This is a genomic window from Rhodococcus sp. BUPNP1 (genome assembly GCF_002215235.1).
Classification (GTDB): domain Bacteria; phylum Actinomycetota; class Actinomycetes; order Mycobacteriales; family Mycobacteriaceae; genus Rhodococcus.
The window spans coordinates 122,786-147,864 of record NZ_NERM01000001.1; the positions used below are offsets into that span (position 1 = coordinate 122,786).

23 protein-coding genes and 1 pseudogene are annotated in these 25,079 nt (G+C 68.2%); 10 read left to right on the forward strand and 14 right to left on the reverse strand.

Features of this window, described 5'->3' with window-relative positions; translation table 11 throughout:
- The first annotated feature begins 128 nt into the window (after window positions 1–128).
- Complete coding sequence (locus B9C99_RS00475; protein WP_088896633.1) at window positions 129–1,556, forward strand: lipase maturation factor family protein; 1,428 nt, start codon at window positions 129–131, stop codon at window positions 1,554–1,556.
- Window positions 1,557–1,579: 23 nt separating this feature from the next.
- Here B9C99_RS00475 and B9C99_RS00480 read toward each other — a convergent pair whose 3' ends face one another.
- The 7 genes from B9C99_RS00480 to B9C99_RS00510 form a co-directional block, all read right to left on the reverse strand.
- Complete coding sequence (locus tag B9C99_RS00480) at window positions 1,580–2,164, reverse strand: hypothetical protein (protein ID WP_253249917.1); 585 nt, start codon at window positions 2,162–2,164, stop codon at window positions 1,580–1,582.
- A 124-nt stretch (window positions 2,165–2,288) separates the two neighbouring features.
- A complete protein-coding gene (locus B9C99_RS00485) occupies window positions 2,289–2,843 on the reverse strand; it encodes a sugar O-acetyltransferase (protein ID WP_088896794.1) in 555 nt (184 codons plus the stop codon).
- Between the two features lie 37 nt (window positions 2,844–2,880).
- The gene (locus tag B9C99_RS00490; RefSeq protein ID WP_016693896.1) at window positions 2,881–3,960 is read right to left on the reverse strand and encodes an ABC transporter ATP-binding protein; all 1,080 of its coding nucleotides are present in this window, start codon (window positions 3,958–3,960) and stop codon (window positions 2,881–2,883) included.
- 33 nt (window positions 3,961–3,993) lie between these two features.
- Window positions 3,994–4,824, reverse strand: a complete 831-nt coding sequence (locus B9C99_RS00495; protein ID WP_085989389.1) for a carbohydrate ABC transporter permease — start codon at window positions 4,822–4,824, stop codon at window positions 3,994–3,996.
- Window positions 4,825–4,880: 56 nt separating this feature from the next.
- A complete protein-coding gene (locus tag B9C99_RS00500) occupies window positions 4,881–5,846 on the reverse strand; it encodes a carbohydrate ABC transporter permease (RefSeq protein WP_016693894.1) in 966 nt (321 codons plus the stop codon).
- A complete protein-coding gene (locus B9C99_RS00505) occupies window positions 5,843–7,153 on the reverse strand; it encodes a sugar ABC transporter substrate-binding protein (protein ID WP_016693893.1) in 1,311 nt (436 codons plus the stop codon). The genes B9C99_RS00500 and B9C99_RS00505 overlap by 4 nt, the downstream gene beginning before the upstream one ends.
- 56 nt (window positions 7,154–7,209) lie before the next feature.
- Window positions 7,210–8,271: a sugar-binding transcriptional regulator gene (locus tag B9C99_RS00510; protein WP_051033054.1), complete on the reverse strand. Its 1,062-nt coding sequence runs from the start codon at window positions 8,269–8,271 to the stop codon at window positions 7,210–7,212.
- Between the two features lie 129 nt (window positions 8,272–8,400).
- Here B9C99_RS00510 and B9C99_RS00515 point away from each other — a divergent pair, with 129 nt between their 5' ends.
- Genes B9C99_RS00515 through B9C99_RS00530 form a run of 4 tightly spaced genes read left to right on the forward strand, consistent with a single transcriptional unit; the run spans window position 8,401 to window position 13,219 of the window.
- A complete protein-coding gene (locus B9C99_RS00515) occupies window positions 8,401–9,420 on the forward strand; it encodes an NAD(P)-dependent alcohol dehydrogenase (protein ID WP_016693891.1) in 1,020 nt (339 codons plus the stop codon).
- A gap of 6 nt (window positions 9,421–9,426) precedes the next feature.
- Window positions 9,427–10,899, forward strand: a complete 1,473-nt coding sequence (locus B9C99_RS00520; protein ID WP_088896634.1) for a mannitol dehydrogenase family protein — start codon at window positions 9,427–9,429, stop codon at window positions 10,897–10,899.
- Window positions 10,896–11,828 (forward strand): carbohydrate kinase, encoded by a 933-nt coding sequence (locus B9C99_RS00525; protein ID WP_088896635.1) that lies wholly within the window; start codon window positions 10,896–10,898, stop codon window positions 11,826–11,828. The genes B9C99_RS00520 and B9C99_RS00525 overlap by 4 nt, the downstream gene beginning before the upstream one ends.
- On the forward strand, window positions 11,825–13,219 hold the full coding sequence (locus B9C99_RS00530) for a xylulokinase (protein ID WP_088896636.1): 1,395 nt from the start codon (window positions 11,825–11,827) through the stop codon (window positions 13,217–13,219). The genes B9C99_RS00525 and B9C99_RS00530 overlap by 4 nt, the downstream gene beginning before the upstream one ends.
- A 10-nt stretch (window positions 13,220–13,229) precedes the next feature.
- Here B9C99_RS00530 and B9C99_RS00535 read toward each other — a convergent pair whose 3' ends face one another.
- The 6 genes from B9C99_RS00535 to B9C99_RS00565 form a co-directional block, all read right to left on the reverse strand.
- Window positions 13,230–13,898 (reverse strand): pentapeptide repeat-containing protein, encoded by a 669-nt coding sequence (locus B9C99_RS00535; protein WP_088896637.1) that lies wholly within the window; start codon window positions 13,896–13,898, stop codon window positions 13,230–13,232.
- Window positions 13,899–14,009: 111 nt separating this feature from the next.
- Complete coding sequence (locus B9C99_RS00540) at window positions 14,010–14,561, reverse strand: CGNR zinc finger domain-containing protein (RefSeq protein ID WP_088896638.1); 552 nt, start codon at window positions 14,559–14,561, stop codon at window positions 14,010–14,012.
- 275 nt (window positions 14,562–14,836) lie between these two features.
- Window positions 14,837–15,355: a polynucleotide kinase gene (locus tag B9C99_RS00550; RefSeq protein ID WP_088896640.1), complete on the reverse strand. Its 519-nt coding sequence runs from the start codon at window positions 15,353–15,355 to the stop codon at window positions 14,837–14,839.
- 25 nt (window positions 15,356–15,380) lie between these two features.
- Complete coding sequence (locus tag B9C99_RS00555; RefSeq protein ID WP_253249918.1) at window positions 15,381–16,823, reverse strand: NAD(P)/FAD-dependent oxidoreductase; 1,443 nt, start codon at window positions 16,821–16,823, stop codon at window positions 15,381–15,383.
- Window positions 16,824–16,890: 67 nt separating this feature from the next.
- Window positions 16,891–18,960 (reverse strand): ATP-binding protein, encoded by a 2,070-nt coding sequence (locus tag B9C99_RS00560; RefSeq protein ID WP_088896642.1) that lies wholly within the window; start codon window positions 18,958–18,960, stop codon window positions 16,891–16,893.
- 25 nt (window positions 18,961–18,985) lie between these two features.
- On the reverse strand, window positions 18,986–19,198 hold the full coding sequence (locus B9C99_RS00565) for a hypothetical protein (RefSeq protein ID WP_088896643.1): 213 nt from the start codon (window positions 19,196–19,198) through the stop codon (window positions 18,986–18,988).
- A gap of 111 nt (window positions 19,199–19,309) precedes the next feature.
- On the opposite strand from B9C99_RS00565, the gene B9C99_RS00570 reads away from it, so the two are divergent.
- Together B9C99_RS00570 and B9C99_RS00575 are read left to right on the forward strand one after the other, a co-directional pair.
- Window positions 19,310–19,798, forward strand: a complete 489-nt coding sequence (locus B9C99_RS00570; protein ID WP_088896644.1) for a VOC family protein — start codon at window positions 19,310–19,312, stop codon at window positions 19,796–19,798.
- A gap of 33 nt (window positions 19,799–19,831) precedes the next feature.
- The gene (locus B9C99_RS00575; protein WP_088896645.1) at window positions 19,832–21,166 is read left to right on the forward strand and encodes an MFS transporter; all 1,335 of its coding nucleotides are present in this window, start codon (window positions 19,832–19,834) and stop codon (window positions 21,164–21,166) included.
- A 25-nt stretch (window positions 21,167–21,191) separates the two neighbouring features.
- Here the strand turns inward: B9C99_RS00575 and B9C99_RS00580 are convergent.
- Window positions 21,192–22,807: pseudogene (locus B9C99_RS00580) on the reverse strand (AMP-binding protein).
- A 700-nt stretch (window positions 22,808–23,507) separates the two neighbouring features.
- Here B9C99_RS00580 and B9C99_RS00585 point away from each other — a divergent pair.
- The 3 genes from B9C99_RS00585 to B9C99_RS00595 all read left to right on the forward strand — a co-directional run bounded on the left by B9C99_RS00585 (window position 23,508) and on the right by B9C99_RS00595 (window position 25,047).
- Complete coding sequence (locus B9C99_RS00585) at window positions 23,508–23,771, forward strand: hypothetical protein (protein WP_253249919.1); 264 nt, start codon at window positions 23,508–23,510, stop codon at window positions 23,769–23,771.
- A gap of 77 nt (window positions 23,772–23,848) precedes the next feature.
- Complete coding sequence (locus B9C99_RS00590) at window positions 23,849–24,457, forward strand: ClpP family protease (RefSeq protein ID WP_088896647.1); 609 nt, start codon at window positions 23,849–23,851, stop codon at window positions 24,455–24,457.
- Window positions 24,454–25,047 carry a ClpP family protease gene (locus tag B9C99_RS00595; RefSeq protein ID WP_088896648.1) on the forward strand — a complete coding sequence of 198 codons (594 nt, stop codon included), beginning with the start codon at window positions 24,454–24,456 and terminating at the stop codon, window positions 25,045–25,047. The genes B9C99_RS00590 and B9C99_RS00595 overlap by 4 nt, the downstream gene beginning before the upstream one ends.
- The last annotated feature ends 32 nt before the right edge of the window (window positions 25,048–25,079 follow it).

Genomic DNA, 25,079 nt, shown 5'->3' on the forward strand with positions numbered 1-25,079 from the left:
TCGTCGACCTCCGCGCTCGACCGGATGAGGACGCGTCCGGTTCCATCGTCGCGAGACCGTCTCCGCCGGCGAACGGGACGTGGCATGCTCGAGATGGCGCGCACGACAGACGACGAACGAGCCGAGCGATGGACTGGTTGGACGCGGACGGGTACACGATCGGGCGGCTGCTGGTCACCCGTGGACTCGCGGTGCTGTACGCCGTGGCCTTCCTCGCGGCCCTGCTGCAGTTCCGGGCGCTGATCGGCGAACGCGGCATCCTTCCCGCCCCCCGATTCCTGGCACTCACATCGTTCCGGCAGTCGCCGAGCCTGTTCCACTGGAGATACTCCGACGGTCTGTTCACCGCGGTCGCCGCGATGGGTCTCGTGTTGTCGGTGGTGACCGTGCTCGGTGTCACGGAGCAGCTGCCGCTCGTGGTCTGCATGCTCGTGTGGTTCGTGATGTGGTTGCTGTACCTGTCGATCGTCAACGTCGGGCAGGTCTGGTACTCGTTCGGCTGGGAGTCGCTGCTGCTCGAGGCCGGTGTGCTCGCGATCTTCCTGGGCAACGCCGATACCGCGCCGCCGCTGCTCGTGCTGATCCTGCTGCGCTGGTTGCTGTTCCGCCTCGAGTTCGGCGCCGGGCTGATCAAGATGCGCGGCGACCGCTGCTGGCGCGACCTGACCTGCCTGTACTACCACCACGAAACCCAGCCGATGCCCGGCCCGCTCAGCCGGTACTTCCACCTGATCCCGCGGCCGCTGCACAAGGTGGAGGTGGCGGGTAACCACTTCACGCAGCTCGTCGTGCCGTTCGGGTTGTTCCTGCCGCAGCCGGTCGCCGGGATCGCCGCACTGATCATGATCGTCACGCAGTTGTGGCTGGTGACGAGCGGCAACTTCGCGTGGCTCAACTGGATCACCATCGTCATCGCGCTCTCGGTGGTGCCCGACAGTTTCTACGGGTTGCTGATCGACTCCGACACGACCTACGGTCCGACACCGATCGCGTTCACCGTCGCCGTGGTGGCACTGACCGTGCTGGTCGCGGTGCTCAGCTACTGGCCGGTGGCGAACATGATGTCGCATCGGCAGGCGATGAACGCCTCGTTCAACAAGTGGCACTTCGTGAACACCTATGGCGCGTTCGGCACCGTCACACGCACCCGGCGGGAAGTGATCGTCGAAGGCACCACCGATGCGGTGGTGACACCGGTGACGGAGTGGCACGAGTACGAGTTCAAGGGCAAACCGGGCGACGTGTACCGCAGGCCGCGTCAGTACGCGCCGTACCACCTGCGTCTGGACTGGTTGATGTGGTTCGCGGGGATCTCCCGCGACTACGCCGCGGGGTGGTTCCCGCGGTTCGCGGGCAAGCTGCTCGAGAACGATCCGGCCACCGTGAAACTGCTCCGGCACAACCCGTTCCCGGACGAACCGCCGCGCCTGGTGCGGGCCCGCCTGTTCCGCTACCGGTTCGCGACGCACGCCGAACGGCGCGCGACGGGACAGTGGTGGATGCGGGACGAGATCGGCGATTTCATGATGCCGATGGCGCGGGACGACCTGCCCTGATCACCTCCCGATCACGGCTGCGGTCACCACACCTCGCCGCCGGTCGACGACACGGTGAATCCGTGGGCGTCCGTCTCGCACGTGACACCGGTCTTCTCGTCGACGGTGCACGTGAACGGATCGACAGTGAGAGTGCTGCCGTGGGGCAGCGTCTTCGGGGCACCGCCGAAATCCGTGAACGCGATGTCGCCGATGCTGACCCACTCTCCGGGGCCGTCGCCTTCGAGCATCAGGGCGTTCGCCGGCACGAGGGCGTCGGGCGCACCGCTGCCCGGGACCTGGGGTGCACTGGCCGGCATCGTGCCCTGGCAGCCCGTCAGGGGCGTGGTGTGGACGAGGATGGCACATCCGAACTGTCCGCCCGGCGACGCGAAGTAGTACACGCCCTCGCTGGTCGCGGCGTAGTCGTCGGGGTCGACCGGCTTCGGTGCGGCCGTCGTGGTCGTGGTCGTGGACGGCGCCGAGGAGGTGGCGGTGGTGCTCGCCGGCTCGGCGGGTGCTTCGGATGCGGTGGCCTCACCCTCCACGCTCCGCGAACACCCTGCCGCGACGAGTGCCGCACCCGCGACGACGACGAAGCTGACGAGGCGTGTGCGGCGACTGATCATGCGGGGCAGCATAGCGAGCGCCGGAATCGACGCAAGTTCCGCTCCGATCGTCACTGAGCCGGTGGCTCCGATCGTCACTGAGCCGGTGGCTCCGATCGTCTCTGAACCGGCAGCTCCGATCGTTTCAGAGCCGGCGCGTCACCCGCGCAGGTACGCCCGTCGCCACGACGTTCGGCGGCAGGTCGCGGGTGACCACCGCGCCGGCTCCCACGACGGTGTTCTCGCCGATCGTGACGCCGGGTCCGACGATCACGCCACCGCCGAGCCACACGTTGTCGCCGATCGTGATCGGTTGCGCCGATTCCCACTTCGCGCGGCGCAGATCGGGCTCGAGCGGATGAGTGGGGGTGAGGAGTTGCACGTTCGGGCCGATCTGCACGTCCGAGCCGATCGTGATCGGCGCGACGTCGAGCATGATCGCGCCGAAGTTGACGAATGTCCCGTTCCCCACGGTGATCCGGGATCCGTAGTCCACCTGCAGCGGCGGCCGGATCTCCACGTCGTCACCGATGGAGTCGAACAACTCCTCGAGCAGTGCGCGACGCGCATCCGGATCCGCTGCACTCGACGCGTTGTACTTCTCGGTCAGCAGCGCTGCCCGGAGCGCGTCGGCGGCGAGTTCGGGATCGTCGGCGATGTAGAGTTCGCCGGCCAGCATCCGTTCCTTCTGCTCGCCCACCGACTGCTCGCCCACTGAGGATCCTTCCGTCGCCGGATCAGTCGCCCACCCGCTCTCCGGTGTCGACGTGGAACAGGTGCACCGTACCTTCGCGCTTGCGCAGGTGCACGGTGTCGGCGAGGCGCGCGGGGGTACGGACCAGGGCCCGCGCGACCACCTGATTGCCGGTGCCGGGCACCCGCGTGTACAGATACGACTCGCTGCCGAGTTCCTCGACGAGTTCGACGACGGCTTCGACGCCCTCGTCGGCGATCTCGAAGTCCTCGGGCCGGATCCCGGCGGTGACCTCTTCGATGCCCGCGGAGTGCAGTCGCGCGATGCGGTCGCGTTCGACGGGGATGACGGTGCTGCCCACGACGACTCCGTCGTCGACGACCTTCGCGCGGAGCAGGTTCATCGACGGTGAGCCGATGAAACCGGCGACGAATGCGTTGGCGGGGCGGTCGTAGAGTTCGGTGGGGCTGGAGAACTGCTGCAGTACACCGTTCTTCAGGACGGCGACGCGATCGCCCATCGTCATCGCCTCGACCTGGTCGTGGGTGACGTAGACGGTGGTGGTGCCGAGACGGCGTTGCAGCGCCGCGATCTCGGTGCGGGTCTGCACGCGCAGCTTCGCATCGAGGTTCGACAACGGCTCGTCCATGCAGAACACCTGGGGCTCACGCACGATCGCGCGTCCCATCGCGACGCGCTGGCGCTGACCACCCGACAGCTTGGCCGGCTTGCGGTCGAGGAACTGGGTCAGGTCCAGGATCTTCGCTGCCTCCTCGACCTTGCGGCGACGCTCGTCGGCGCTCACACCGCGCATCTTCAGGGCGAATCCCATGTTCTCGGCAACCGTCTTGTTCGGGTACAGCGCGTAGTTCTGGAAGACCATCGCGATGTCGCGGTCCTTCGACGGCACACCGGTCATGTCCTTGCCCCCGATGGAGATCGACCCCTCGTCGATGTCCTCGAGTCCGGCGAGCATGCGCAGCGCGGTGCTCTTGCCGGATCCGGACGGTCCGACGAGGACCACGAACTCGCCGTCCTCGATGTCGAGGTTCAGCGAATCGACCGCGAAGGTGTCGGAGTTCTCGTAGATGCACGAGGCGTTGCGGTAGGTGATGTCGGCCATGGTGGAAGTCCTTGCTGGTAAGGGGAATCGGGTCTACTTGATGGCGCCGAACGACAGGCCGCGCACGAGCTTGTTCTGGGCGAGCCAGCCCGCGAGCACGACGGGCAGCGCCGCCATCGTCGCGGCGGCGGAGAGCCGGGCCCAGTACAGGCCCTCACCGGTGATGAAACCGACGAGGAAGACGGGGATCGTCTGCGCCTGGACGGCGGTCAGGTTGACCGCGAAGAAGAACTCGTTCCACGAGAAGATCACGCAGATCAGGGCGGTGGCGGCGATGCCGGGGGAGACGAGCGGCAGGATCAGCTCGCGCACCGCCGTCCACAGGCTCGCGCCGTCCATGCTCGCCGCCTCGAGAAGCTCGCCCGGGACCTCGAGGAAGAACGACCGCATCATCCACACCGCGATGGGCAGGTTCATCGCCGTGTACAGGATGATCAGGGCCCAGATGTTGTCGAGCAGGCCGACGTTCGCGACGATCACGTACAGCGGGATGATCGCGGCGACGATGGGCAGCATCTTCGTGCTGATGAAGAAGAACAGCACGTCCTTGGTCTTCTTCACCGGACGCAGCGACAGAGCGAAGGCCGCCGGCACGCCGAGCAACAGGACCAGCACCGTCGAGACGATCGTGGCGAAGGCCGAGTTGAGCAGGGCCGTGCCCACTCCGGTCTCGAACACCGCCCGGAACTGGTCGAGGGTGGGGGTGAAGAAGAACTTCGGTGGGTCGGAGTAGGCGTCGGCCTCCTGCTTGAAGGCGGTGAGCACCATCCAGAAGACCGGGAAGAAGAATCCGATGGCGGCGATCCACGCGACCACACCCCAGGGATTGAACTTGCGGTTCTTGCGTTTCCGGGCCGTGCGCATGACACGGCCGGTGGGTTCCGTGGTGTCCGAAGCCTGCGGCTCCGTGGCCGTGGTGCTCATGCCGCTTCCTCCTTGCCGGTGAACGATGTGAAGATCAGGCGCAGTGCGAAGGTGGCGATGACGATCGTGCCGATGACGACCACGACACCCATTGCCGCGGCCTGGCCGATGTCGAAGCCGAGGAACGCGCGCTGGTAGATGTAGAACGGCAGGTTGGAGCTGGCCGTGCCGGGTCCGCCCTGGGTCATCATGTAGATCGCGTCGAACGTGTTCACCAGGTAGATCGCGCCGAGAACGGTGCCGAGTTCGATGAACCGGCGCAGGTGCGGCAGCGTCAGTTCGCGGAACAGTGCGAACGCTCCGGCGCCGTCGACGCGGCCGGCCTCGAGGATGTCGCGGGGCATCGACTGCAGGCCGGCGAGGATGAGCAGCATCATGAACGGCGTCCACTGCCACACCAGCGCGACCATCACGGCCGGGAGCGGGAATCGGCTGATCCAGTCCACCTCGCCCACTCCGAAGGGGGAGAGCACGAAGTTGACGATGCCAAAGACGGGATCGAACATCGATGTCTTCCAGATCAGCGCACTGGCGACCGGGGTGACGAGGAACGGCGTGATGAGCAGGGTCCGTGCGATACCGCGTCCGAGGAACGCCCGATCGAGCAGGAGCGCGAGGAGCAACCCGAGTATCACGGAGATCAGGACCGTGCCGACGATGAGGATCACCGTGTTCAGGGTGACCTGCCAGAACTGGCTGTCCTGGAAGACGTCGACGTAGTTCTGGAGCCCGACGAACCGGCGGGAGCCGGGGCTGACGAGGTTCCACGACTGGGTCGAGTAGTACAGCGTGAACAGGAACGGGATCTGCGTGACCACGATCGTGAAGATCAGGGCCGGGAGCAGGGGTCCGCGCCGGCGCCACCCTTCGGCCCGCGAGATCTGTTCCTCCTTCGCCTCCCGTACGGCGCGGATTCGCTCGTCGGCGTCCGGTGCGGGACGCTGCGCTGCAGGTGCGGTCATTGGTCCTTCTCCCGGTAGGTCGCGCCGACGGCCTCGGCGTACTTCTGTGCCTGGTCGAGGGCTTCCTCGACGCTCTGCCGTCCGGCGATGGCGGCGCTGATCTGCTGGCTGACCCGGGTGCCGAGATCCTGGAACTCGGGGATGGCCACGAACTGGATGCCCGTGTACGGGACGGGGTCGACCGTGGGGTTCTGCTGGTCGGCTCCTTCGATGGATTCGAGGGTGATCGGGCCGTAGGCCGCGGCGGCTTCGGCGTATTCGGGGATCTCGTAGGTCGACAGTCGGCTACCCGGCGGCACCCGCTCCCAGCCGAGTTGCTCGCCGACGGTGCGCAGGTACTGCTGGTCGGTCATCCACGAGATGAACTTCCACGCGTCCTCGGTGTGCTCGCTGCTCGCGGGGATACCGAGCGACCACGTGTAGAGCCAGCCCGAGGGATCCTTCTCCTGGACGGGCGCGGCCGCGTAGCCGATCTTGCCGACGACGTTGCTCGACGCGGGATCCTCGAGAGTCGAGACGGCCGAGGTGGAGTCGTACCACATGGCGACCCGACCCTGCGCGAGTTGCGTTGCGCACTCGCTGAATCCGCTCGTCGCGGCACCGGGCTGACCGTACTCGCGGACGAGGTCGACGTAGAACTGCACCGCTTCGCGTACCTCGGGGCTGTTCAGCTGCGCATTCCAGTTCTCGTCGAACCACCGTCCGCCGAAGGTGTTGATGACGGTGTCGAGCGGTGCGAGCAGTTCACCCCAGCCGGGCTTGCCGCGCAGGCAGATCCCGTTGATGTCGGGGCCGTCGAGTTGCGCTGCGGCCTCGGCGACCTCGGTCCAGGTCGGTGGATCGGACAGCGTGATGCCGGCCTGCTCGAGCAGGTCCTTGCGGTACATCAGGAACGACGATTCGCCGTAGAAGGGCACCGAGTACAGATCGCCCTCGTACGAGAGTGCCTCGCGCAGTGAGGGAATGATGTCGTCGGCGTCGTAGCCGTCGGTCTGCTCGATGTACGGCGACAGGTTCGTGAGCCAGCCGTACTCCGCCCACTGGGGCGTCTCGTAGTTGCTGATCATCACGACGTCGAACTCGCCGCCGCCCATCGCTGTGGATGCGGTGATCTTGGCGCGGGCCTGGTTCTCGGAGAGCGTGACGAACTTCAGGTCGATCTCCGGGTTCTCGGCCTCGAACTGCGACGCGAGTTGCTGTGCGTCCTGCATCTGGGAGTTCGACACCATCGCGATGGTGACGGTGCGGCCGGACGTACCGATCGATCCTGCACCGGCACAACCGGTCAGTGCGACGCTCAGGGCCACGGCTCCTGCCGCGGCCGTGCGGATGGATCTTCTTGCTGTAGGCACGATGGTCTACCTCATTTCGGTGGTGCCTCGTCCTTCGGGGTGCCGTTCTCGAGGGCGTGGTCGGGATGGTCGAGCAGGTACTGGGCGCACGCGATGTCGCAGACGAGCATGTTCGCGAGACCGCCTCGGAGAGCACCGAGTACAGCGCGGTGCTTGGACTGTCCGCCGGTGACGAGAATGGTGGCGGGGCAGTCGCGGACGTCGTCGAGGGGGACCGACATGGTGCGGGTCTCGAGTTCGCCGTGCACGGCGGTGCCGTCGGCGCGGAAGAACCGGCCGCCGATCTCGCCGACCGCACCGAGGCCGTCGAGTTCGTGGAGCATCGCGGTGTCGAGGAAACTACCCTCGAACAGAGTGGTCGAGGTCGACACCGCGCCCACACCGAAGATCATCACCTCGGCGCGGCGTCCGACCTCGAGTGTGCGGGAGATCAGTGAGTCGGTGCGCATCGACGCGACCGTGGACGGATCGGCGTACAGCGGTGTGGGAAGCCGGAGCGGTTGTGCCCGAAGTTGTTCGGCGCAGCGGCCGAGGACGAACTCGGTGCCGGTCTGGTAGGCGCTCGTGGAGATGGATCCGTCGAGCTGGACGATCGTCGCGCAACTGGCGACACCGGACGGGAGGGCCTGCGCCACGGCGACCGTTTCCGGACCCCACGTGAATCCGAGGGTGTCGGAGGGGCGGAGGCGGCGGGTGAGCAGGCCGGCGGCGGCGCGTCCGAGGGCAGCGAAGCTCGCGGAGTCCTCGATCGGGCCGGCGTCGTCGACGCGGCGCCCGACCACGACGGCCTCGACGAGTCCGTAGCGCTCCTCGAGTGCCCGTTCGGTCTCGGCGTGCAGGTCGTCGCGCCAGGTGGGTGGCACGGTGACCTCGATGCGCACCAGACCCTGGGCGCGAGCGCGCGCGACGAGCCTGCCGGCGGTGGGGCGGGAGACGCCGAGGCGTTGCGCCACCTCCGCCTGCGTGAGGCCGTCGAGGTAGTAGAGCGTCGCGGCCCGCACGGCGAGACGGAGATCCTCGGTGGATACCGGGCTCTCCGTGTCCGGGATGTTGGCGGGGCCGGGGGCGGTCACGAGCTCTCCTTGGTGCGAGCAGTCTTCGTCGCGCTCCGTGAGCATCTGCTCAGGGGTGCGTGCATCTGCTCAGTACGTTAGCATCGGAGTGTGACCCACACAACAGTTCGCCCGACGCTCCCGGACACGATGCGTGCTGCCGTGCTTCTCGAACCGGGCCGCATCGAGATGCAGGAACGGCCTCTACCTGTACCGGAGCCCGGCGACGTCCTCGTCCGGGTGACCACCGTGGGGGTGTGCGGCTCGGACGCGCACTACTACCGCGAAGGGCGGATCGGCGAGTTCGTCGTGACCGATCCGATCGTGCTCGGCCACGAGGCGTCCGGGGTCGTGGTCGCGGTCGGGGACGGTGTTCCGCAGAGCCGGATCGGCGAGCGGGTCTCGATCGAACCGCAACGTCCCGACCCACTCACCGAGGAGACGCGCCGCGGCGACTACAACCTGTGCCCGCACATGCGCTTCTACGCCACGCCGCCCGTCGACGGCGCGCTGTGCGAGTACGTCACCATCGGGGCGGCCTTCGCCCATCCCGTTCCGGACACCGTGTCCGACGACGCCGCCGCGCTGTGCGAGCCGCTGTCGGTCGGCATCGCGGCTGTCCGCAAGGCCCGCGTCACTGCCGGCTCCCGTGTCCTCGTCACCGGCGCCGGGCCCGTCGGCATCGTCGTCACCCAGGTCGCGCGCGCCTTCGGTGCGGTCGAGGTCGTCGTCACCGACCTCGACGAACGACGACGCGAGACCGCACTGTCGTTCGGGGCGAGCGCTGCGCTCGATCCCCGCCTCGACGATCCGTCGGCCCTGCGCGTGGACGCCTACATCGACGCGTCCGGTGCCCCCGCCGCCGTCGACTCGGGTATCCGCGCGGTCCGTCCCGGCGGCACCGTCGTCCTCGTCGGATCCGGCGCGGAGACGATGACCCTGCCGGTGCAGCTCGTCCAGAACCGCGAACTGATCCTGACCGGTGTGTTCCGCTACGCGAACACGTGGCCGACCGCGCTCGCACTCGTCGAGGCGGGCCGGGTCGATCTCGACTCGATGGTCACCGCCCGGTTCCCCCTCGACAAGACCGCCGACGCGCTCGAATCCGACCGGACACCCGGAAACATCAAGGCCGTCGTGGACGTGACCGATCCGGCGGGAAAGGACTGAAGATCCATGCAGGTGAACGAGCAGACCCTGCCCGAGCTGGGCGTGCCCGTCCCGAGCTACCGGCGCGACGACGTCTCCGTCGGCATCGTGCACTTCGGTGTGGGCGGATTCCACCGCGCGCACCAGGCGATGTACGTCGACCGGCTCCTCGAACAGGGGAAGGCGAAGGAATGGGGTATCTGCGGTGTCGGGGTGCTCCCCGGTGATCGCCGTATGCAGGAGGCGCTCGCCGCGCAGGACCACCTGTACACACTGGTGCTCACCCACCCCGACGGCACGTGGGAGCCGCGGGTGATCGGCTCCATCGTCGACTACCGTTACGCCCCCGACGATCCCGAGGCGGTCATCGAGCTCCTCGCGGCCCCGACCACCCGGATCATCTCGCTGACCGTCACCGAGGGCGGTTACAACATCCGTCACGACACCGGCGAGTTCGACGTCGACGATCCGGCCGTGCAACACGATCTGCGGTCCGGCGAACCCCCGGCCACCGTATTCGGTCTCGTCACCGAGGGTCTCGCCCGGCGACGGGAGCGGGGACTGCGCGCTCCGACGGTGATGTCGTGCGACAACATCGAGGGCAACGGAAGTGTCGCGCGCCGCGTCTTCACCGAATACGCGCGCCTCCTGAATCCGGATCTCGCGGAATGGATCACCGAGCACGTCCGTTTCCCCAACTCGATGGTCGACCGGATCACCCCGGTGACCACCGACGAGGTGGTCTCGGCGCTGTCCGAACGCTTCGGCGTGCAGGACCGCTGGCCGGTCGCCGCCGAGCCCTTCACCTCGTGGGTCCTCGAGGAGGCCTTCGCCGACGGGCGACCGCCCTTCGAGGATGCGGGAGTGCAGATCGTCGAGGACGTCGCTCCCTACGAGCTGATGAAGTTGCGCCTGCTCAACGCCGGTCACCAGGGGCTCTGCTATTTCGCGTATCTCATGGGCTACCGGCTCGTCCACGAGGCCGCGCAGGATCCGCTCCTCGCCGGATTCGTCCGTGCGTACATGGACACCGAAGCGACACCTACCCTGAAACCGGTGCCGGGCATCGATCTCGACGAGTACAAGACCACCCTCATCGAGAGGTTCGCGAACCCCGAGATCCGGGACACGATCGCCCGCTTGTGCGCCGAGTCGTCCGATCGCATCCCGAAGTGGCTGGTGCCGGTGATCCGGGAGAACCTGGCCACCGGTGGTCACGTGCAGTCGTCCGCGGCGATCGTCGCCTCGTGGGCGCGCTACGCCGAAGGCGTCGACGAACAGGGGCAACCGATCGAGGTGGTCGACCGGCTCGCCGACACGCTCGTCCCGATCGCGCGACGACAACTCACGCATCCCACCGCTTTCATCGAGAACACCGAGGTCTTCGGCGATCTCGCGCAGAACCACCGCTTCGTCGACGCCTACACCTGGGCGCTCAACGCCCTGCACAACGACGGCGCCCGCGCCACCCTGAAGGAACTTCCGGGAGAGCCGGAATGAACGGCCACGCTCTCGTCGTCGGAGAAGCCCTCGTCGACATCGTCCACCGCGGCGATGCCGAACCCGTCGAGCATGTGGGCGGGAGCCCGCTCAACGTCGCGCTGGGTCTGGGGCGGCTCGACCGGCCCGTGCAGTTCACGACACGCGTCGGTACCGACGCCCGCGGACGGCGGATCGTCGACCATCTCGCGGCCTCCGGTGTGTCTCTGACACCGGGCAGCGTTGCAGCCGAGCGCACAGCGACCGCGCAGGCGGAGATCGACGAGAAGGGTTCCGCGAAGTACGAATTCGATATCGTCTGGGATCCGGTCGAGCCACCACCGTCGGTGGACGCCGTGCTCGTGCACACCGGATCCATCGCTACGGTGCTCGAACCCGGTTGTGAACTCGTCGCCGAACTCGTCGCGCAGCAGGCGGGAACGTCCACGGTGAGCTTCGACCCGAACGTCCGCCCGGCGCTGATCGACGACCCGGCACGTGGGCGGGAACGGATCGAACGCCTCGTCTCGCTCGCCGATGTGGTCAAGGCCAGCGACGAGGACCTGACGTGGTTCGCGCCCGACCGCGATCCCCTCGACACCGCACGGGACTGGCTCTCGCGAGGGCCGGCGATCGTCGCGGTGACCCGCGGAGAACGCGGTGCGGTGGCGCTGTGTGCGGCCGGAACCGTCGAGGTGCCCGCCGTGCGGGTCGAGGTTGTCGACACGGTCGGCGCCGGCGACGCCTTCACCACCGGTCTGCTCGACGGATTGTGGACCTGCGGACTCCTCGGTGCCGACCATCGGGAACGGCTGCGCGGCATCGGGATCGACGACCTGCGCGACGTACTCGACACCGCCGCGTGGACGTCCGGTCTGACCGTCGCGCGCGCCGGCGCCGACCTGCCCACGCTGGCCGACCGCACCGCGGCCCGGGAGGCGGGACGATGACGCTCGTCGCCGGGATCGATTCGTCCACCCAGTCGTGCAAGGTCGTCGTGTGCGACGCCGACACCGGAGCCGTCGTGCGCGAAGGTCGCGCTCCGCATCCACCCGGCACCGCGGTGGACCCGCTGGAGTGGCGCGCCGCCTTCGATCGGGCGTGTTCCGAAGCGGGCGGGCTCGACGACGTCGCGGCGATCTCGGTGGGAGCGCAGCAGCACGGCATGGTGTGCCTCGACGATCGCGGCGACGTGGTCCGTGACGCGCTGCTGTGGAACGACACGAGATCCGCCGCGGCAGCAGCCGATCTCGTCGACGAGGCCGGTGGCTCGGCCGCATGGGCCGAGGCCGCGGGGGTGGTCCCGCTCGCCGCGATCACCGTCGCGAAGGCCCGCTGGCTCGCCGACCACGAACCCGGCAACGCCGACCGCACCGCGGCGCTGTGCCTGCCGCACGACTGGCTGACGTGGACGATGCGCACCGACCGCGACCTCGACCGGCTCGCCACCGATCGCAGCGACGCGAGCGGCACCGGCTACTTCGACGCATCCACGGACACCTACCGCCGGGATCTGCTCGAACTGGCCCTGCGCCGGCCGAGCCCGATCCTTCCGCGGGTCGCCGGGCCGGCCGAGAGCGTCGGTGAGACGGTCGCCGGTGCCCTGCTCGGTCCGGGGGCCGGCGACAATGCGGCGAGCGCGCTGGCCCTCGACGTCCGCGAAGGCGATGTGGTCGTCTCGATCGGCACGTCGGGCGTGGTGTGCGCGGTGTCCACGACACCGGCCCGCGATGCGGACGGTTACGTCGCGGGATTCGCCGACGCGACCGGCCGGCATCTGCCACTGGTGTGCACGCTCAACGGGGCCCGGGTACTGGACGCCACCGCGACGATGCTCGGCGTCGACCACACCGAGCTCACGCGGCTCGCACTCTCGGCGCCGGCCGGCAGCGACGGACTCGTGCTGGTCCCGTATCTGGAAGGGGAACGCACCCCGAACCGTCCCGGCGCGACCGGCGCCCTGCACGGGTTGCGGCTCGGAACGGCGACGCCCGCACATCTCGCCCGCGCGGCGTTCGAGGGCCTGCTGTGCTCGCTGGCCGACGGCATCGACCACATCCGGGCGCAGGGCACCGAGGTCCGGCGGGTGCTGCTCGTCGGCGGTGGGGCGCGCTCGCAGGCGGTGTGCGAGCTGGCGCCGGCGGTGCTGGGCATGCCCGTCGACGTTCCCGAACCGGGGGAGTACGTGGCGCGAGGCGCGGCGCGGCAGGCGGCGTGGGTGCTGCGCGGAGGCGACGAGCCCCCCACTTGGGAACCCGAACCGAGCCGGCACTACGAGGCCGACCCGACCCCGCACGTGCGGGAGCGTTACGCGGAGGTGCGGGATCTGACCGACCGCTGAGGCGCAGCGTTCAGGGAAGGTCCTCGATACGCAGGCCCAGATGGGCGGCGAACTGCCCTGCCAGGGCGACGGCCTGGTGGGCGTCGATCGTCGCGCCCTTCATCCCGCCCATGTTGCGGATCGTGTCGATGCGCAGGCCGCGCAGGTCGACCTGGTCGAGGGTTGCGCGGTCGAGGTCGAGGACGCCGACGGAACAGTCCTCGAAGGCGACGCGGGTGAAGGTGCCTCCGCCCAGATCCAGTTCGTCGAGGATGCAACCGCGGAAGAGCACGTCGCGTCCCGTGGCGGCCCTCAGATTGACCAGGCCGAGTTTCGAATCCGCGATCGTGACACTGCGCAGATCCGCATCGAAGAGGTCCAGCGCACCGATGCGGCTGTCGCGGATGTGCACGCGGTGCAGGCTGCTGCGCGGCGCGAACAGATTCGGTGCCTGCATGCGCTCGACCAGGGTGTCGCGCAGGCGTGCGTTCGTGAGGTCGCTGTCGGCGACGATCGATGCGACGAGCGAACATTCGGACAGGACGATCCCTGTCAGATCACGGCCCGTCAGGTCCGTGCCGGTGTAGCGCACGCTCTCGAAGATCCCGTGTGCGTGCAGTTCGTCGCCGTCCGTGTCGGTGAGGACACCGAGGTCCGGAGCGTCGATCCTCGGCGGGCGGGTGGTGGAACGAGCAGCCATGGTTCTCGGAGCCTCCGGATCGGTCGGGTGTCTGCCGTTCAGCTTCCCAACTCGTCGGGTTCGGGGGAACGTGGGGGACAGGCCCGTCCCCGGTTGCGATGTGCTACTCGGCTACGCGGAGCGACGCTGCTGGGCCGCCCGCGCTCGGTGCCGGCGCACCGCGGCGCGGTTCGCGCAACGCACGGAGCAGTACTGCTGGCGGCCGTTGCGGGTGATGTCCACGACCACGGCCGAGCACGGGTTGGTCGGGATGCTCGCTGCGGCGCACCGATGGAGGCGGTGCATTCCGCGAGTGGTGAGGTGCAGTGCCGTGCCGACACTGATCACCGCGCGGAGTACGTCGGGGAGCGGCTGGACCTCGTCGCGGTAGTGCAGGTGCCATCCCTCGCCGTCGTGGTCGGTCAGCCGGGGATAGGCCGCTGCGGTGGCCATCTGTTCGTTGAGCAGGCGCGCACGTTCCCGGGGGTCGGACGCGTCGACGACGGCGAGCCAGTCGTCGATGACCTCGCGGGTGCGCTGATGGTCGTCGGGCGCGGTCGGGAAGTCCATGGTCATGCCCACCTCGCGGGTACGCGCCATGATGCCGGCCCGATCGTCGGGCCAGTCGTCGGCCAGCGACGCCGCGAGGAGGACCGCATACTCGCCGTAAGGGTTGAGATGCATAAGGACATTACATCATGGTGGTGGACATGACCGCCATCGAAGCTCGGAACCCACAGGAATGCCCCGCCCGGACTCCCGCTCACGAACACGCGTGGAGCGTGGAGTCGAGTCACGCCACGTCGATCGGGCAGGTGCTGTACGTGCGCTGCGTCGGATGCGGGACCCGGCGCGTCGATCTCGGCGGGGCGCCCTTCGTTCCGCCGACCGCGCTGAGTACCGAAGTGTCCCTGAATGATTGAGTCACCGTCCGAGAACCGGACGTGTGCAGATTTCCGTCAGAAATCACCCTCGGCGACCTGGAAACACACCAGTCCCATCCGCCGCCACATGCGCACCACCTGATCGCGATCGTCGAGCACCGCGATGATGCGGTAGCGGTGCCGGATGTGACGGTCGAACAATTCGGCCTTGACGATCGAATCCTTCCGATTATCGCCTGCCGGACGCATGTACAGCTCGTCGTAGGGGATGTCGTGCCGGGCGAGCCACTCCTCGGTCTCCGGTCGGCACACGCCGTCGCGTCCCGAGAGCAACACGATCGCGGCCCGGTCGGGGGCGGCGGCGAACGCCCGCACCGCGGCCTCGACCGCCGGGGAGACGGTGTCCTCGCCCACCCTGTGCCAGTGGAAGGGACTCCGGTCGCTCATGTGCGCGAGCGTTCCGTCGATGTCGACGAGCCAGGCCGCCGGCAACGTCGGATCCTCGACATATCGCGCCGGTGGTGCGGGTGCGGTGCTCGGCGGCCGATGCCGTTGCCTCCCCGGTTTCCTGCGATCGCGCGTCTTCTTCGTCACGGACGACGTATACCCACTCCGGCGACTACGTGTGCATGCGCCCGGTCTGCGGAAGGGGCGAAGGTCGTGCCGCCGGACCGGCGGGTCCCGGAGACGACCGGCGAGGCGGCATCGCGGATCCGTCGGTTCGGCGCCATGGCCACACAACCGAATGTGAAATGTTCTGCCGGACAACACGTGCCACGATTCCGGGGTGCATCAATGCCGATGGGGGATCCAGCAGTCCCGACACTCGGGCGAACGCTGTGCCCACCTTCGTGTCGTATGCGGCTGCCGCGTGCACCATCGGTACGTATGCATTGCCGATCCTCGTCTTCGGATCCCGCCGGCCCTCGACACCGGGGAACGCGAGATCGCCACCGGTGGACATCGCCCAGGCATCGTCGACGACACGCGCGAGCTTCCGCTGAACGGCAGCGGACGGCCCGTGGTCGTCGAGGAGACGACCCATTGCGGTGGCTTCGAGGGCGGCGACCGTCATCCCCTGGGCATAGATCGGATCGAAACTGCAGAACGCGTCGCCGAGGACGAGGAATCCGTCGGGAGATCGGGCGAGAAGATCGTAGCGATGCCACGTGCTCGCCCGGAAGCGATACCGGACGACGTCCTCGACCCATTCGGCATCCGCGATCGCGTCGTACAGGTCCCGGTATCTCAGGGACCGCGCGAATTCGAGATAGTCCCTCCGGGTCGCCGGCACGGTTTCGCCGCGGACCCCGATCAGGGCCACCACGCACCGATCCGATTCGACGGTGAGCAGGGCAGCGCCCCGTGGATGTTCGGGGGTGGGCGCCATGACGATGCCCCGGTCGCTGCCGAGCGCAACCGAAGAAGTACGGAACACCGCGGTGGCGTAGCCGACATCGAGCTCGACGGTGTCGACCCGGGGCCGCGGACAGCCCTGTCTTCCGAGCCATTCGGAGGCGCGGGATCCGCGTCCGGTCGCATCGACGACGAGGTCGGCATCGAGTATCTGTTCGGCGCTTCCGTCGGTGTGACGGATGATCCGCGCACCGACCACCCGGCTGCGGTCCGCGGTCGTGACGAGACCCGCTGCATCACACCGTTCGACGATCTCGACGTTCGTCAACGCCGCCACACGGTCACGAATGCGGCGCTCCAGCAGTGGCCGGCCGGCCGCCAGTACTCGAAGTCCACTCCGCCCCTGACGAATCCGGTGGCCACTGAGAATCCAGCGTACGTCGCCCAGATGGTCGAGGGTGGGAACGCCTGCAGCGGTCAGCTCCTGCGACAACCCGGGGAACATCTCCTCGACGAGCTGCTGTCCCCGTGAGATCAGCACGTGGATGTGCCGTCCCTGGGGCACGCCACGGCGTGGTTCGTCCGTGGACGGCAGCCGGTCGCGATCGATCACCGTCACCTCGGCGAACCTGTCCGACAGGACACGTGCAGCCGACAATCCGCTCATGCTCGCGCCGAGAACCACGGCGCGCTCTCCGATCGACATGATCACACCTCCTCCGCGGAATCGATCGTCGCTGCGGAAGGTGCTCGCTCGACAGGCCGGAACCTGCTCACCTGTGCTCACGGGCGGACGGCGCCTCGCCGTACACCTCCAGATCCCACAACCACCCGACGACGCGGGTGACGCCGCGTGTCAGATGCCGGCGGTACGTACTGAACGGCAGCCCGAGTCTGGCCGCCGCGGCTTCCTGGGTTGCAGCGCCGCGCACGTACGTGCGGTCCACCGCACGGAAGAGCTTGTCGTCCCGAGGGTCGCTCGCCAAGGAATCGATCGCCTCACGAAGGAGCGCGCGCAGCACCGCTGGATCGGGATCGTCGGGAGAGGACCGTTTGCGGAGGGCCCTCGTGTGCAACAGGGGATTACGAGAGAGGAGATCGGATCGATGGAGGTCGTGCAGCGCACTTCGGACCGCCTCCGCAAATTCTCTCTCCGACAGTGCGAGAGGTGGGGACACCGTGGGCTCGGGACCGCTGTGCCCCTGAGTCAGAGCACGATCGGTGACGACGGTGAGCCACTCGTCGACATCCCGTCGACGGAAGTCGTGGGCGAACAGTCCGTAGCGGCGATCACCGACCGCGAAATCCGCCCCTTCGGCGCGGGGGAGGTCTGCGACCGCGAAGTACTCGTTCCACCGGTCGGGCTCCGCCAGCGCCAGGAAGTCCCACGACAGATGCGGAAGGGTGAGATAGCGCTGGAAGGTGAGTACCGGAACCGAGTTCATTGTGGGAGAGGGATTCTGGTACTCCGCGCGATCGATGACGATGCGTGTGATCGTGACGCACTCGCCGGGACGGGGAGGCGCTGTCCGCCGGGCGAGATCCCATGCGGCGCGCGTCGCCGGGTCGGCACGGACATCCTCGGGTGACGCTCGCGAGAGTTCCAGGAGACCGATCACACCACGTATCGATCCGTCGGTGTCGCGCAGCACGAAGAGCCCCTCGGGTTGTCGCTCGAGCCAGCGTCGCGCGTGCACCGCGGATTCGTCTCCCTCCGACGTCTGCACGAGTTCGACGATCGCGGAGTGATCGGCCTGCTCCGCACGTTCGGGTTGCGCGCTTCCCCACGACTGCCAATCCACGGGCGACAGCACACCGGGAAGATTGCGGAACACGAACTTCAGGTCCACGATGGCCTGCTGCTTTTCGTGTTCTCCTGCAGAATCGAGACTGCGGCGAATGCCCTTCCACACGCGGTGGAAGGTGTACCGGTAGGCCTCGGGATCCCGCCAGCGCAGATCGGCGTCGAGGACGTCGCGTGCCAGATCGTGGGGAAACAATCCCTCCGGACCCGCTTCGACGAACGACAGCTCACGTAGCCATTCGAACTCGGCGTGCGCATCGGTGAGCTCGAGGGTGTCGCGCAGCAGGGCTTCGCTGGTCACCCGGGCGAGCGCACACACTTCCAGGGCGTGGCGATGCTCGATCCTCGGCTCGGTGTCGAGAAACCGTCGGAGCAACATCCCGACGAGATCCGGTGGCCACGGCGCACGTACGTCGCCTCCTCGGACGAAGACGTCCGTGAGCAGACCGAGCCCGAGCGGATGCCCGTGCGTTGCCTCGATGATCTCGTCGTGCAGTTCCTCGGGAACATGCACAGCGGTGAGGTAGGCAGCGCTCGTAGCGGGGTCGAAATTCCTCAGAGACACGATCCGGAGCAGATCACCCCAACCCGGATCGGTGCGCCATCCTGCGGAGGGCGGTGACCTGTCGGCGATCACCGTCAGCGTCGTCGCAGGAAGACCGGGAAGAAAGTCGGTTCGGATCCAGTCGTCGAGCACACGTAGCCGCTCGTACGAGTCCAGGAGAAGCACCCTCGGCCGGTCGCCGATGAGGCGATCGACCGACGCGAGGACCGAACCGGGCGACGCATCCGTGTTGCGCCCGTCGATCACCGTCACCACGCGACGGCTCCGTTCCGCAAGATCGGAGATCGCGCCGAGCAGACAGGTCTTGCCGATGCCTCCGGGACCGTACAGGTACAGCACGGCGATCGAGGGTTCGGGGGAGTCCAGTGCGGAGCGAACGAGCTCGAGCTCGGCATCGCGACCGACGAACACGCGTCGCGCCCGTGCGGCGAGACGATCGCTGAGAGGCCGTGAGGACCGCGAGGCGCTCCCCATGCCACCCGATGCTACGCCCGGGGACCTAGCGGTCGGGCAGTCCGACGAGCCGTGCGCTCTCGCGCCACAACCGCTCGGCTTGTTCGTCGTTGCGAGCGAGCACCGACGGTTCCGCCCACCACGGCTCGCCGCGGCGCAGTGCGAAACAACCCCGCTCGTCCGGAACGTCGATGTCACCGAGAACGAGGTCTGCGAGCGTGTTCCCGGCTTCGGTCTGCGTGTTGAAGGTGTCCTGCACAATGTCGAGGCGGTAGAGGCATGCTGTCCCGCTTTGCGGCGATGAGAATCCGGGCCGGACAGGGTCTGCCTTCGTGACAGTGGAACACATTCGACGACACGAGGAGTCACGATGCCCAGGATCACCCCGTGGTTGTGGTTCGACATGAACGCCGAGGAGGCCGCGAACTTCTACATCGGTGTCTTCCCCAACTCCGAGATCGGTGAGATCACCCGCTACACCGAGGAGTCCACCGGAGGCGACATCCCGGTCCCACCGGGAACTCCGATGACGGTCGAGTTCTTCCTCGACGGTCAGGTCTTCTACGGACTCAACGGGGGACCGCAGTTCCGGTTCTCGGAAGCGGTGTCCTTCCAGATCGACTGCGCCGACCAGGAGGAGGCCGACCACTACTGGTACGCGCTGACCGCCGACGGCGGCGAGGAATCCGCCTGCGGATGGTTGAAGGACAAGTACGGCCTGTCGTGGCAGGTGGTACCGAAACGGCTGAACGAACTGCTCGCCGACCCCGATCCGGAGGTCGCGAAGCGCGTGACCGCCGCGATGATGAAGATGCGCCGGATCGACGTGTCGGCGCTCGAGGCCGCCGCGCGCGGCTGATCGGCGCCCGAGCGCTGCGGTACGTTTCGGTGCATGACCACTCGCACCCAGCGGCTCGACGACCTGCCGTTCACCGGCAGACATCGCCGCCTGCTGACCGGCTCCGGCGTGGGCTGGGCCCTCGACGCCATGGACGTCGGGCTGATCTCGTTCGTCATGGCGGCCCTGGCGGTGCAGTGGGATCTGTCGTCGACGCAGCTCTCGTGGATCGGATCCATCGGCTTCGTCGGCATGGCGATCGGTGCGTCCCTCGGTGGTCTGCTCGCCGACCGCATCGGACGCCGGCAGGTCTTCGCCGCGACGCTGCTCGTCTACGGTCTCGCGACCGGTGCGGCGGCGCTGTCGACGTCGGTGGCGATGCTCATCGCCCTGCGGTTCGTCGTCGGACTCGGACTCGGTGCAGAACTGCCGGTCGCGTCGACGCTGGTCAGTGAATTCGCGCCCCGCAAGGTGCGAGGACGCGTGGTCGTCGCCCTCGAGGCGTTCTGGGCGGTCGGCTGGCTGCTGGCCGCTCTCATCGGCTATTTCGTTGTTCCCACCAGCGACAACGGATGGCGGTGGGCGCTCGCCGTCGGGCTCGTCCCGGCCGCCTACGCCCTCGTCGTGCGGTTCGGCCTACCCGAATCGGTGCGTTATCTCGAGAGTCGCGGTCGGCACGCGGAAGCCGAGGAGATCGTGCGCGACTACGAGCGCTCGGCGGGGGTCACCTCCGTTCCGGAGGACAGCGACGATACGGACGACAGCGAACAGTCCGTCGCAGAAGTCGAGCGTCCACCCCGCGGATCGGTGTGGGCGCCGAGCCTGCGCCGCCGCACCGCGGCGCTGTGGATCGTGTGGTTCGGGATCAACTTCTCGTACTACGGCGCGTTCATCTGGCTGCCGAGCCTGCTCGTCGCGCAGGGCTTCGACCTGGTCACCTCGTTCGGCTACACGTTGCTCATCACGCTCGCCCAGCTACCGGGCTACGGCGTCGCGGCGTGGCTGATCGAGGTGTGGGGACGCCGCCTGACGCTGGGGGTCTTCCTCGCCGGGTCGGCAGTCTCGGCAGGGTTGTTCGGACTCGCCGAGACTCCAGGAACGATCGTCGCGGCGGGCATGGCGCTGTCGTTCTTCAACCTCGGAGCCTGGGGTGCGCTGTACGCGATCGGACCCGAGCTGTATCCCACGCCGGTGCGGGGCGCCGGCACCGGTTCGGCGGCGGCCTTCGGGCGGCTCGCGTCGATCATCGCGCCGCTGCTGGTGCCGGTGCTGCTGGGCGCCGGCGGCAACGGTCTCGTCTTCGGTGCGTTCGCGGCATCGTTCGTCGTCGCCGCGCTCGCGGCGTTCACGCTGCCCGAGCGGGCCGGGACGGTTCTCGACGAGAGGTGACGTCGGGAACCGCCCCGGCCGGTGCTCAGAGACGCTCGCGCAGTTCGACCTTGCGGATCTTGCCCGAGGCGGTCTTCGGCAGGGCGCCGAAGACGATGCTGTCGGGAACCTTGAAACCGGCGAGCTGCGAACGCACGTGCGCGCGCAGTTCCGCCTCGTCGGCGCTCGCGCCGCTGCGCAGTGCCACGTAGGCGACGGGACGTTCGCCCCACTTCTCGCTCGGCGCCGCGACGACGGCGGCCTCGAGAACGGCCGGGTGGCTGATGAGGGCCGCCTCGACCTCGACGGACGAGATGTTCTCGCCACCGGAGATGATGACGTCCTTCGCGCGGTCGCGGATCTCGATGTAGCCGTCCGGATGCACGACGCCGATGTCGCCGGTGCGGAACCAGCCGTCCGGCACGGCGCGGGCGGTCGCGTCCGGGTTGTTGTAGTAACCGAGCATCACATTGTTGCCGCGCAGCGCGATCTCACCGGTCGTCTCGCCGTCGGCGGGAACGTCGGAGCCCATCGGGTCGACGATGCGGAGTTCACCGGCCACGACGTTGCCCACGCCCTGCCGGGAGCGCAGCCGTGCCTTCTCGTCCTCGGGGAGGACGTCCCATTCCGAACGCCACTCGCAGATCGCCGCCGGGCCGTACGTCTCGGTGAGCCCGTACAGGTGGGTGATGTCGAGTCCGAGCGCGGTGCAGCGCTCGATGAGGGCGGGTGCCGGCGGTGCGCCACCGATCGCCGCGACGACACGGTGGTCGATGCCGCCCGCATTCGGGGCGTCGACCAGCGACGCGAGAACGGTCGGCGCACCGCACAGGTGCGTGACGTTCTCGGTGCGCACGAGATCCCAGATCCGCTCGGGGTCGACCTTGGGCAGGCACACGTGCGTGCCACCGGCTGCGGTGACGGCCCAGGTGAACGTCCAGCCGTTGCAGTGGAACATCGGCAGCGTCCACAGGTAGGTGGATCCGCTGTCGAGCCCGAAGTGCGCGACCATCGCCAGGGCCTGCAGGTAGGCGCCGCGCGCGTGGTACATCACGCCCTTCGGATCACCCGTCGTGCCGGACGTGTAGTTCAGGGCGATCATGGTGCGCTCGTCGGCGAGCGGCACGTACCGGTGGCGGGCGGCGGCGAGCTTGTCCTCGTAGTCGTCGCCGACGACCGTGATCGACGGCAGATCGGCCGTCGCCTCGCGTGCCAGATCGGCCAGCGACTCCTCGACGAGCAGGACCCGGCTGCCGGAGTGCTCGAGAATGAACCGCAGCTCCGGCGCGGTGAGGCGCGTGTTGAGCGAGACGAGCACGGCGCCCGCGTAGAGCACGCCGTAGTGCGCCTCGAGCATCAGCGAGGTGTTCGGCGCGAGTACTGCGACACGGTCGCCGGGTTCGACGCCGAGAGCGTGCAGCATGCCCGACTGTCGCAGGCACCGATCGCGCAATTCGGCGTAGGTGCGACGGACATCGCCGTCCACCATCGCGAGGTCGTCACGGAAGACCCGGGCGGAACGGTCGAGAAATGCCGTGGGCGTGAGTGTTTCGAAACTGAATTGCTCGGTCACGTCTGTCGGTGCTCCTTCGGATTACGTCGCGCGCGCACTCCCCATCGCGAACGATGATGCGCACACCTCCCCGTGTGCTGTGAGGGCATTGCTCATTCTTCCAAGAGCCGTTACCGATCTTGAACAGGGTCCATCCCTTTTCCGTACCGGCTGAACGCTCCGTCTGCCGTTGACCGGACCCGGAATCCGGCGTTCACTGAGAGGCACCGTGCCCGTCCACGAGAGAAGGCGAGCGGTATGAGTGCTCGGCAGAACGAAGCCCGCCGAACCTCCCGTCCGGTGCGGCGGCCGACCGCGACGCACGCGAGGACCCCGGGGACGGAGACCCCCGCCGAGCCTGCGCGGACGCGCAGCCGTCGACCGCGCGAGCCCGAGCCCACCGAGCGGCGTCGCACCCGCGAACCCGAGACCACCCCCCAGCGGCGCACCCGCGAGCCCGAACCCGCTGCACGGCGTCGGGACCGCGACCCCGGGACCGGCTCGCGGCGCACCTCGACCCGAACCTCATCCCGATCGACCACTCGGACATCGACCCGTTCGGACACCACGCCCCGCTCTCGTGCGAAGCCGGCGCCTCCGAAGGAGAGACGACCGCGTCCGCCGGCGAACGACGCCCGGGCAGGGAAACCGACCCGCCCCGCACGTGAGCGGGCACGAACCGAGCAGCCACAACAGAAGCCCACATCGCTCCTCGAGAGGCTGAAGGATGCGCTGCGGACCGGTGTCCGTACCGCGCTGGACGGGTTCCGGGGACTCGGGGCGGGACTGACCCGGAAGATCCGCGGATGGGTGGACTCGCTCCTCGGCGAGGTCACCAGCGGCGGCGTGGGACTGCAGGCGGTCCTCGCCGGGATCCGGGCCGCGCTGGAAGGCCGCAATCCCGCCCTCGCCGCACTGGGCGGGCTGATCTCCGGACTCAGCACCAAGGCGAAGATCGGACTGGCCGTCCTGATCGTGCTGGTGCTGCTGCTCGGACCGGTCCTGCTCGTGATCCTGTTGCTGGCCGTCCTCGTCGCGGCGGTGATCAGCGCCGTCCGGTCCGCAGAGGACTGATCTGCCGGAACGACCGGTCCGTCTGCCGTGAGCAGACGAACCGCCGGTTCGCGCCCATCGGGGGTCAGGCTGGCTGCATGACGACCACCGAACCATCCTCGTACCGGGACCAACTGGCCGACAGACTCTTCCGTCAGCGCATCCTGCGACTGACCGGGGAGGTGGACGACGAGATGGCCGAGCGCGTCTGCTCGGAACTCGTCCTGCTCGCCTCCGCCGACGACCGGCGCGACATCGTCCTGCACATCAACTCACCCGGCGGATCGGTCTTCGCCGGCCTCGCGATCTACGACACGATGCAACTCGTTCCCAACGACATCGTCACCGTGGCAGCGGGATTCGCCGCCAGCATGGGGCAGGTCCTGCTCGCGGCGGGCACCAAGGGCAAACGCGCGAGCCTCGCCCACAGCCGGATCATGATGCACCAACCCTCGGCCGGATTCTCGGGGACGGCCGTCGACATCGCGATCCAGGCCGAGAATCTCGAATACATGAAACTGCAGTCGCAGCAGATCCTCTCGGACGCCACCGGACATTCGCTCGAGGAGATCGAACGCGACAGCGACCGCGACCGGTGGTTCACCGCCGAACAGGCACGCGAGTACGGCATCGTCGACACCGTCGTCGGGTCGCTCGCCGAACTGGCACCGTTCGCCACGGGACGGCAGATGGGACTGGGACGATGAGCACCTACACGATCCCGAACGTCATCGAACGCACACCGGCGGGGGAGCGGTCGTTCGACGTCTTCAGCCGGTTGCTCAACGAACGCATCGTCTTCCTCGGTACCGAGATCGACGACGGGGTCGCCAACGTCATCATGGCGCAGATGTTGCATCTCGAGGCCGAATCCCCCGATCGGGAGATCGGCCTCTACATCAACTCACCCGGCGGATCGTCCACCGCGATGCGCGCGATCTACGACACCATGCAGTTCCTGCGCCCGAAGGTCGCGACCTACTGCATGGGACAGGCCGCGTCGGCGGCCGCCGTGCTGCTCGCGGCCGGAGCGCGCGGCCGTCGGCACGTGCTCGCTCATTCGCGGGTGCTGCTGCACCAGCCGTCGGCGCAGGGGCAGGGCACCATCTCCGATCTGGCCCTGCAGGCAGCGGAGGTGATGAGGGTGCGGGCCCAGACCGAGGAGATCCTGGCCGCGCACACCGGACGAGATATCGACCAACTGCGCCGCGACACCGACCGGGACCGGATCTTCTCACCGACGGAGGCGGTCGCCTACGGCCTGGCCGATCACGTCATCGTCGACCGGGACGGATGACCGTCACGTGGTCACATGTGACGTAGTTGCAC

What these genes read in the sequence shown, in the direction of transcription:
- B9C99_RS00575 (WP_088896645.1), top strand. Translation starts at nt 19,832, where the DNA reads ATGACCACTCGCACCCAGCGGCTCGACGACCTGCCGTTCACCGGCAGA.
- B9C99_RS00495 (WP_085989389.1), bottom strand. Translation starts at nt 4,824, where the DNA reads ATGCGCACGGCCCGGAAACGCAAGAACCGCAAGTTCAATCCCTGGGGT.
- B9C99_RS00540 (WP_088896638.1), bottom strand. Translation starts at nt 14,561, where the DNA reads ATGCATCTCAACCCTTACGGCGAGTATGCGGTCCTCCTCGCGGCGTCG.
- B9C99_RS00515 (WP_016693891.1), top strand. Translation starts at nt 8,401, where the DNA reads ATGCGTGCTGCCGTGCTTCTCGAACCGGGCCGCATCGAGATGCAGGAA.
- B9C99_RS00490 (WP_016693896.1), bottom strand. Translation starts at nt 3,960, where the DNA reads ATGGCCGACATCACCTACCGCAACGCCTCGTGCATCTACGAGAACTCC.
- B9C99_RS00520 (WP_088896634.1), top strand. Translation starts at nt 9,427, where the DNA reads ATGCAGGTGAACGAGCAGACCCTGCCCGAGCTGGGCGTGCCCGTCCCG.
- B9C99_RS00525 (WP_088896635.1), top strand. Translation starts at nt 10,896, where the DNA reads ATGAACGGCCACGCTCTCGTCGTCGGAGAAGCCCTCGTCGACATCGTC.
- B9C99_RS00475 (WP_088896633.1), top strand. Translation starts at nt 129, where the DNA reads ATGGACTGGTTGGACGCGGACGGGTACACGATCGGGCGGCTGCTGGTC.
- B9C99_RS00595 (WP_088896648.1), top strand. Translation starts at nt 24,454, where the DNA reads ATGAGCACCTACACGATCCCGAACGTCATCGAACGCACACCGGCGGGG.
- B9C99_RS00555 (WP_253249918.1), bottom strand. Translation starts at nt 16,823, where the DNA reads ATGTCGATCGGAGAGCGCGCCGTGGTTCTCGGCGCGAGCATGAGCGGA.
- B9C99_RS00560 (WP_088896642.1), bottom strand. Translation starts at nt 18,960, where the DNA reads ATGGGGAGCGCCTCGCGGTCCTCACGGCCTCTCAGCGATCGTCTCGCC.
- B9C99_RS00570 (WP_088896644.1), top strand. Translation starts at nt 19,310, where the DNA reads ATGCCCAGGATCACCCCGTGGTTGTGGTTCGACATGAACGCCGAGGAG.
- B9C99_RS00530 (WP_088896636.1), top strand. Translation starts at nt 11,825, where the DNA reads ATGACGCTCGTCGCCGGGATCGATTCGTCCACCCAGTCGTGCAAGGTC.
- B9C99_RS00590 (WP_088896647.1), top strand. Translation starts at nt 23,849, where the DNA reads ATGACGACCACCGAACCATCCTCGTACCGGGACCAACTGGCCGACAGA.
- B9C99_RS00535 (WP_088896637.1), bottom strand. Translation starts at nt 13,898, where the DNA reads ATGGCTGCTCGTTCCACCACCCGCCCGCCGAGGATCGACGCTCCGGAC.
- B9C99_RS00500 (WP_016693894.1), bottom strand. Translation starts at nt 5,846, where the DNA reads ATGACCGCACCTGCAGCGCAGCGTCCCGCACCGGACGCCGACGAGCGA.
- B9C99_RS00480 (WP_253249917.1), bottom strand. Translation starts at nt 2,164, where the DNA reads ATGATCAGTCGCCGCACACGCCTCGTCAGCTTCGTCGTCGTCGCGGGT.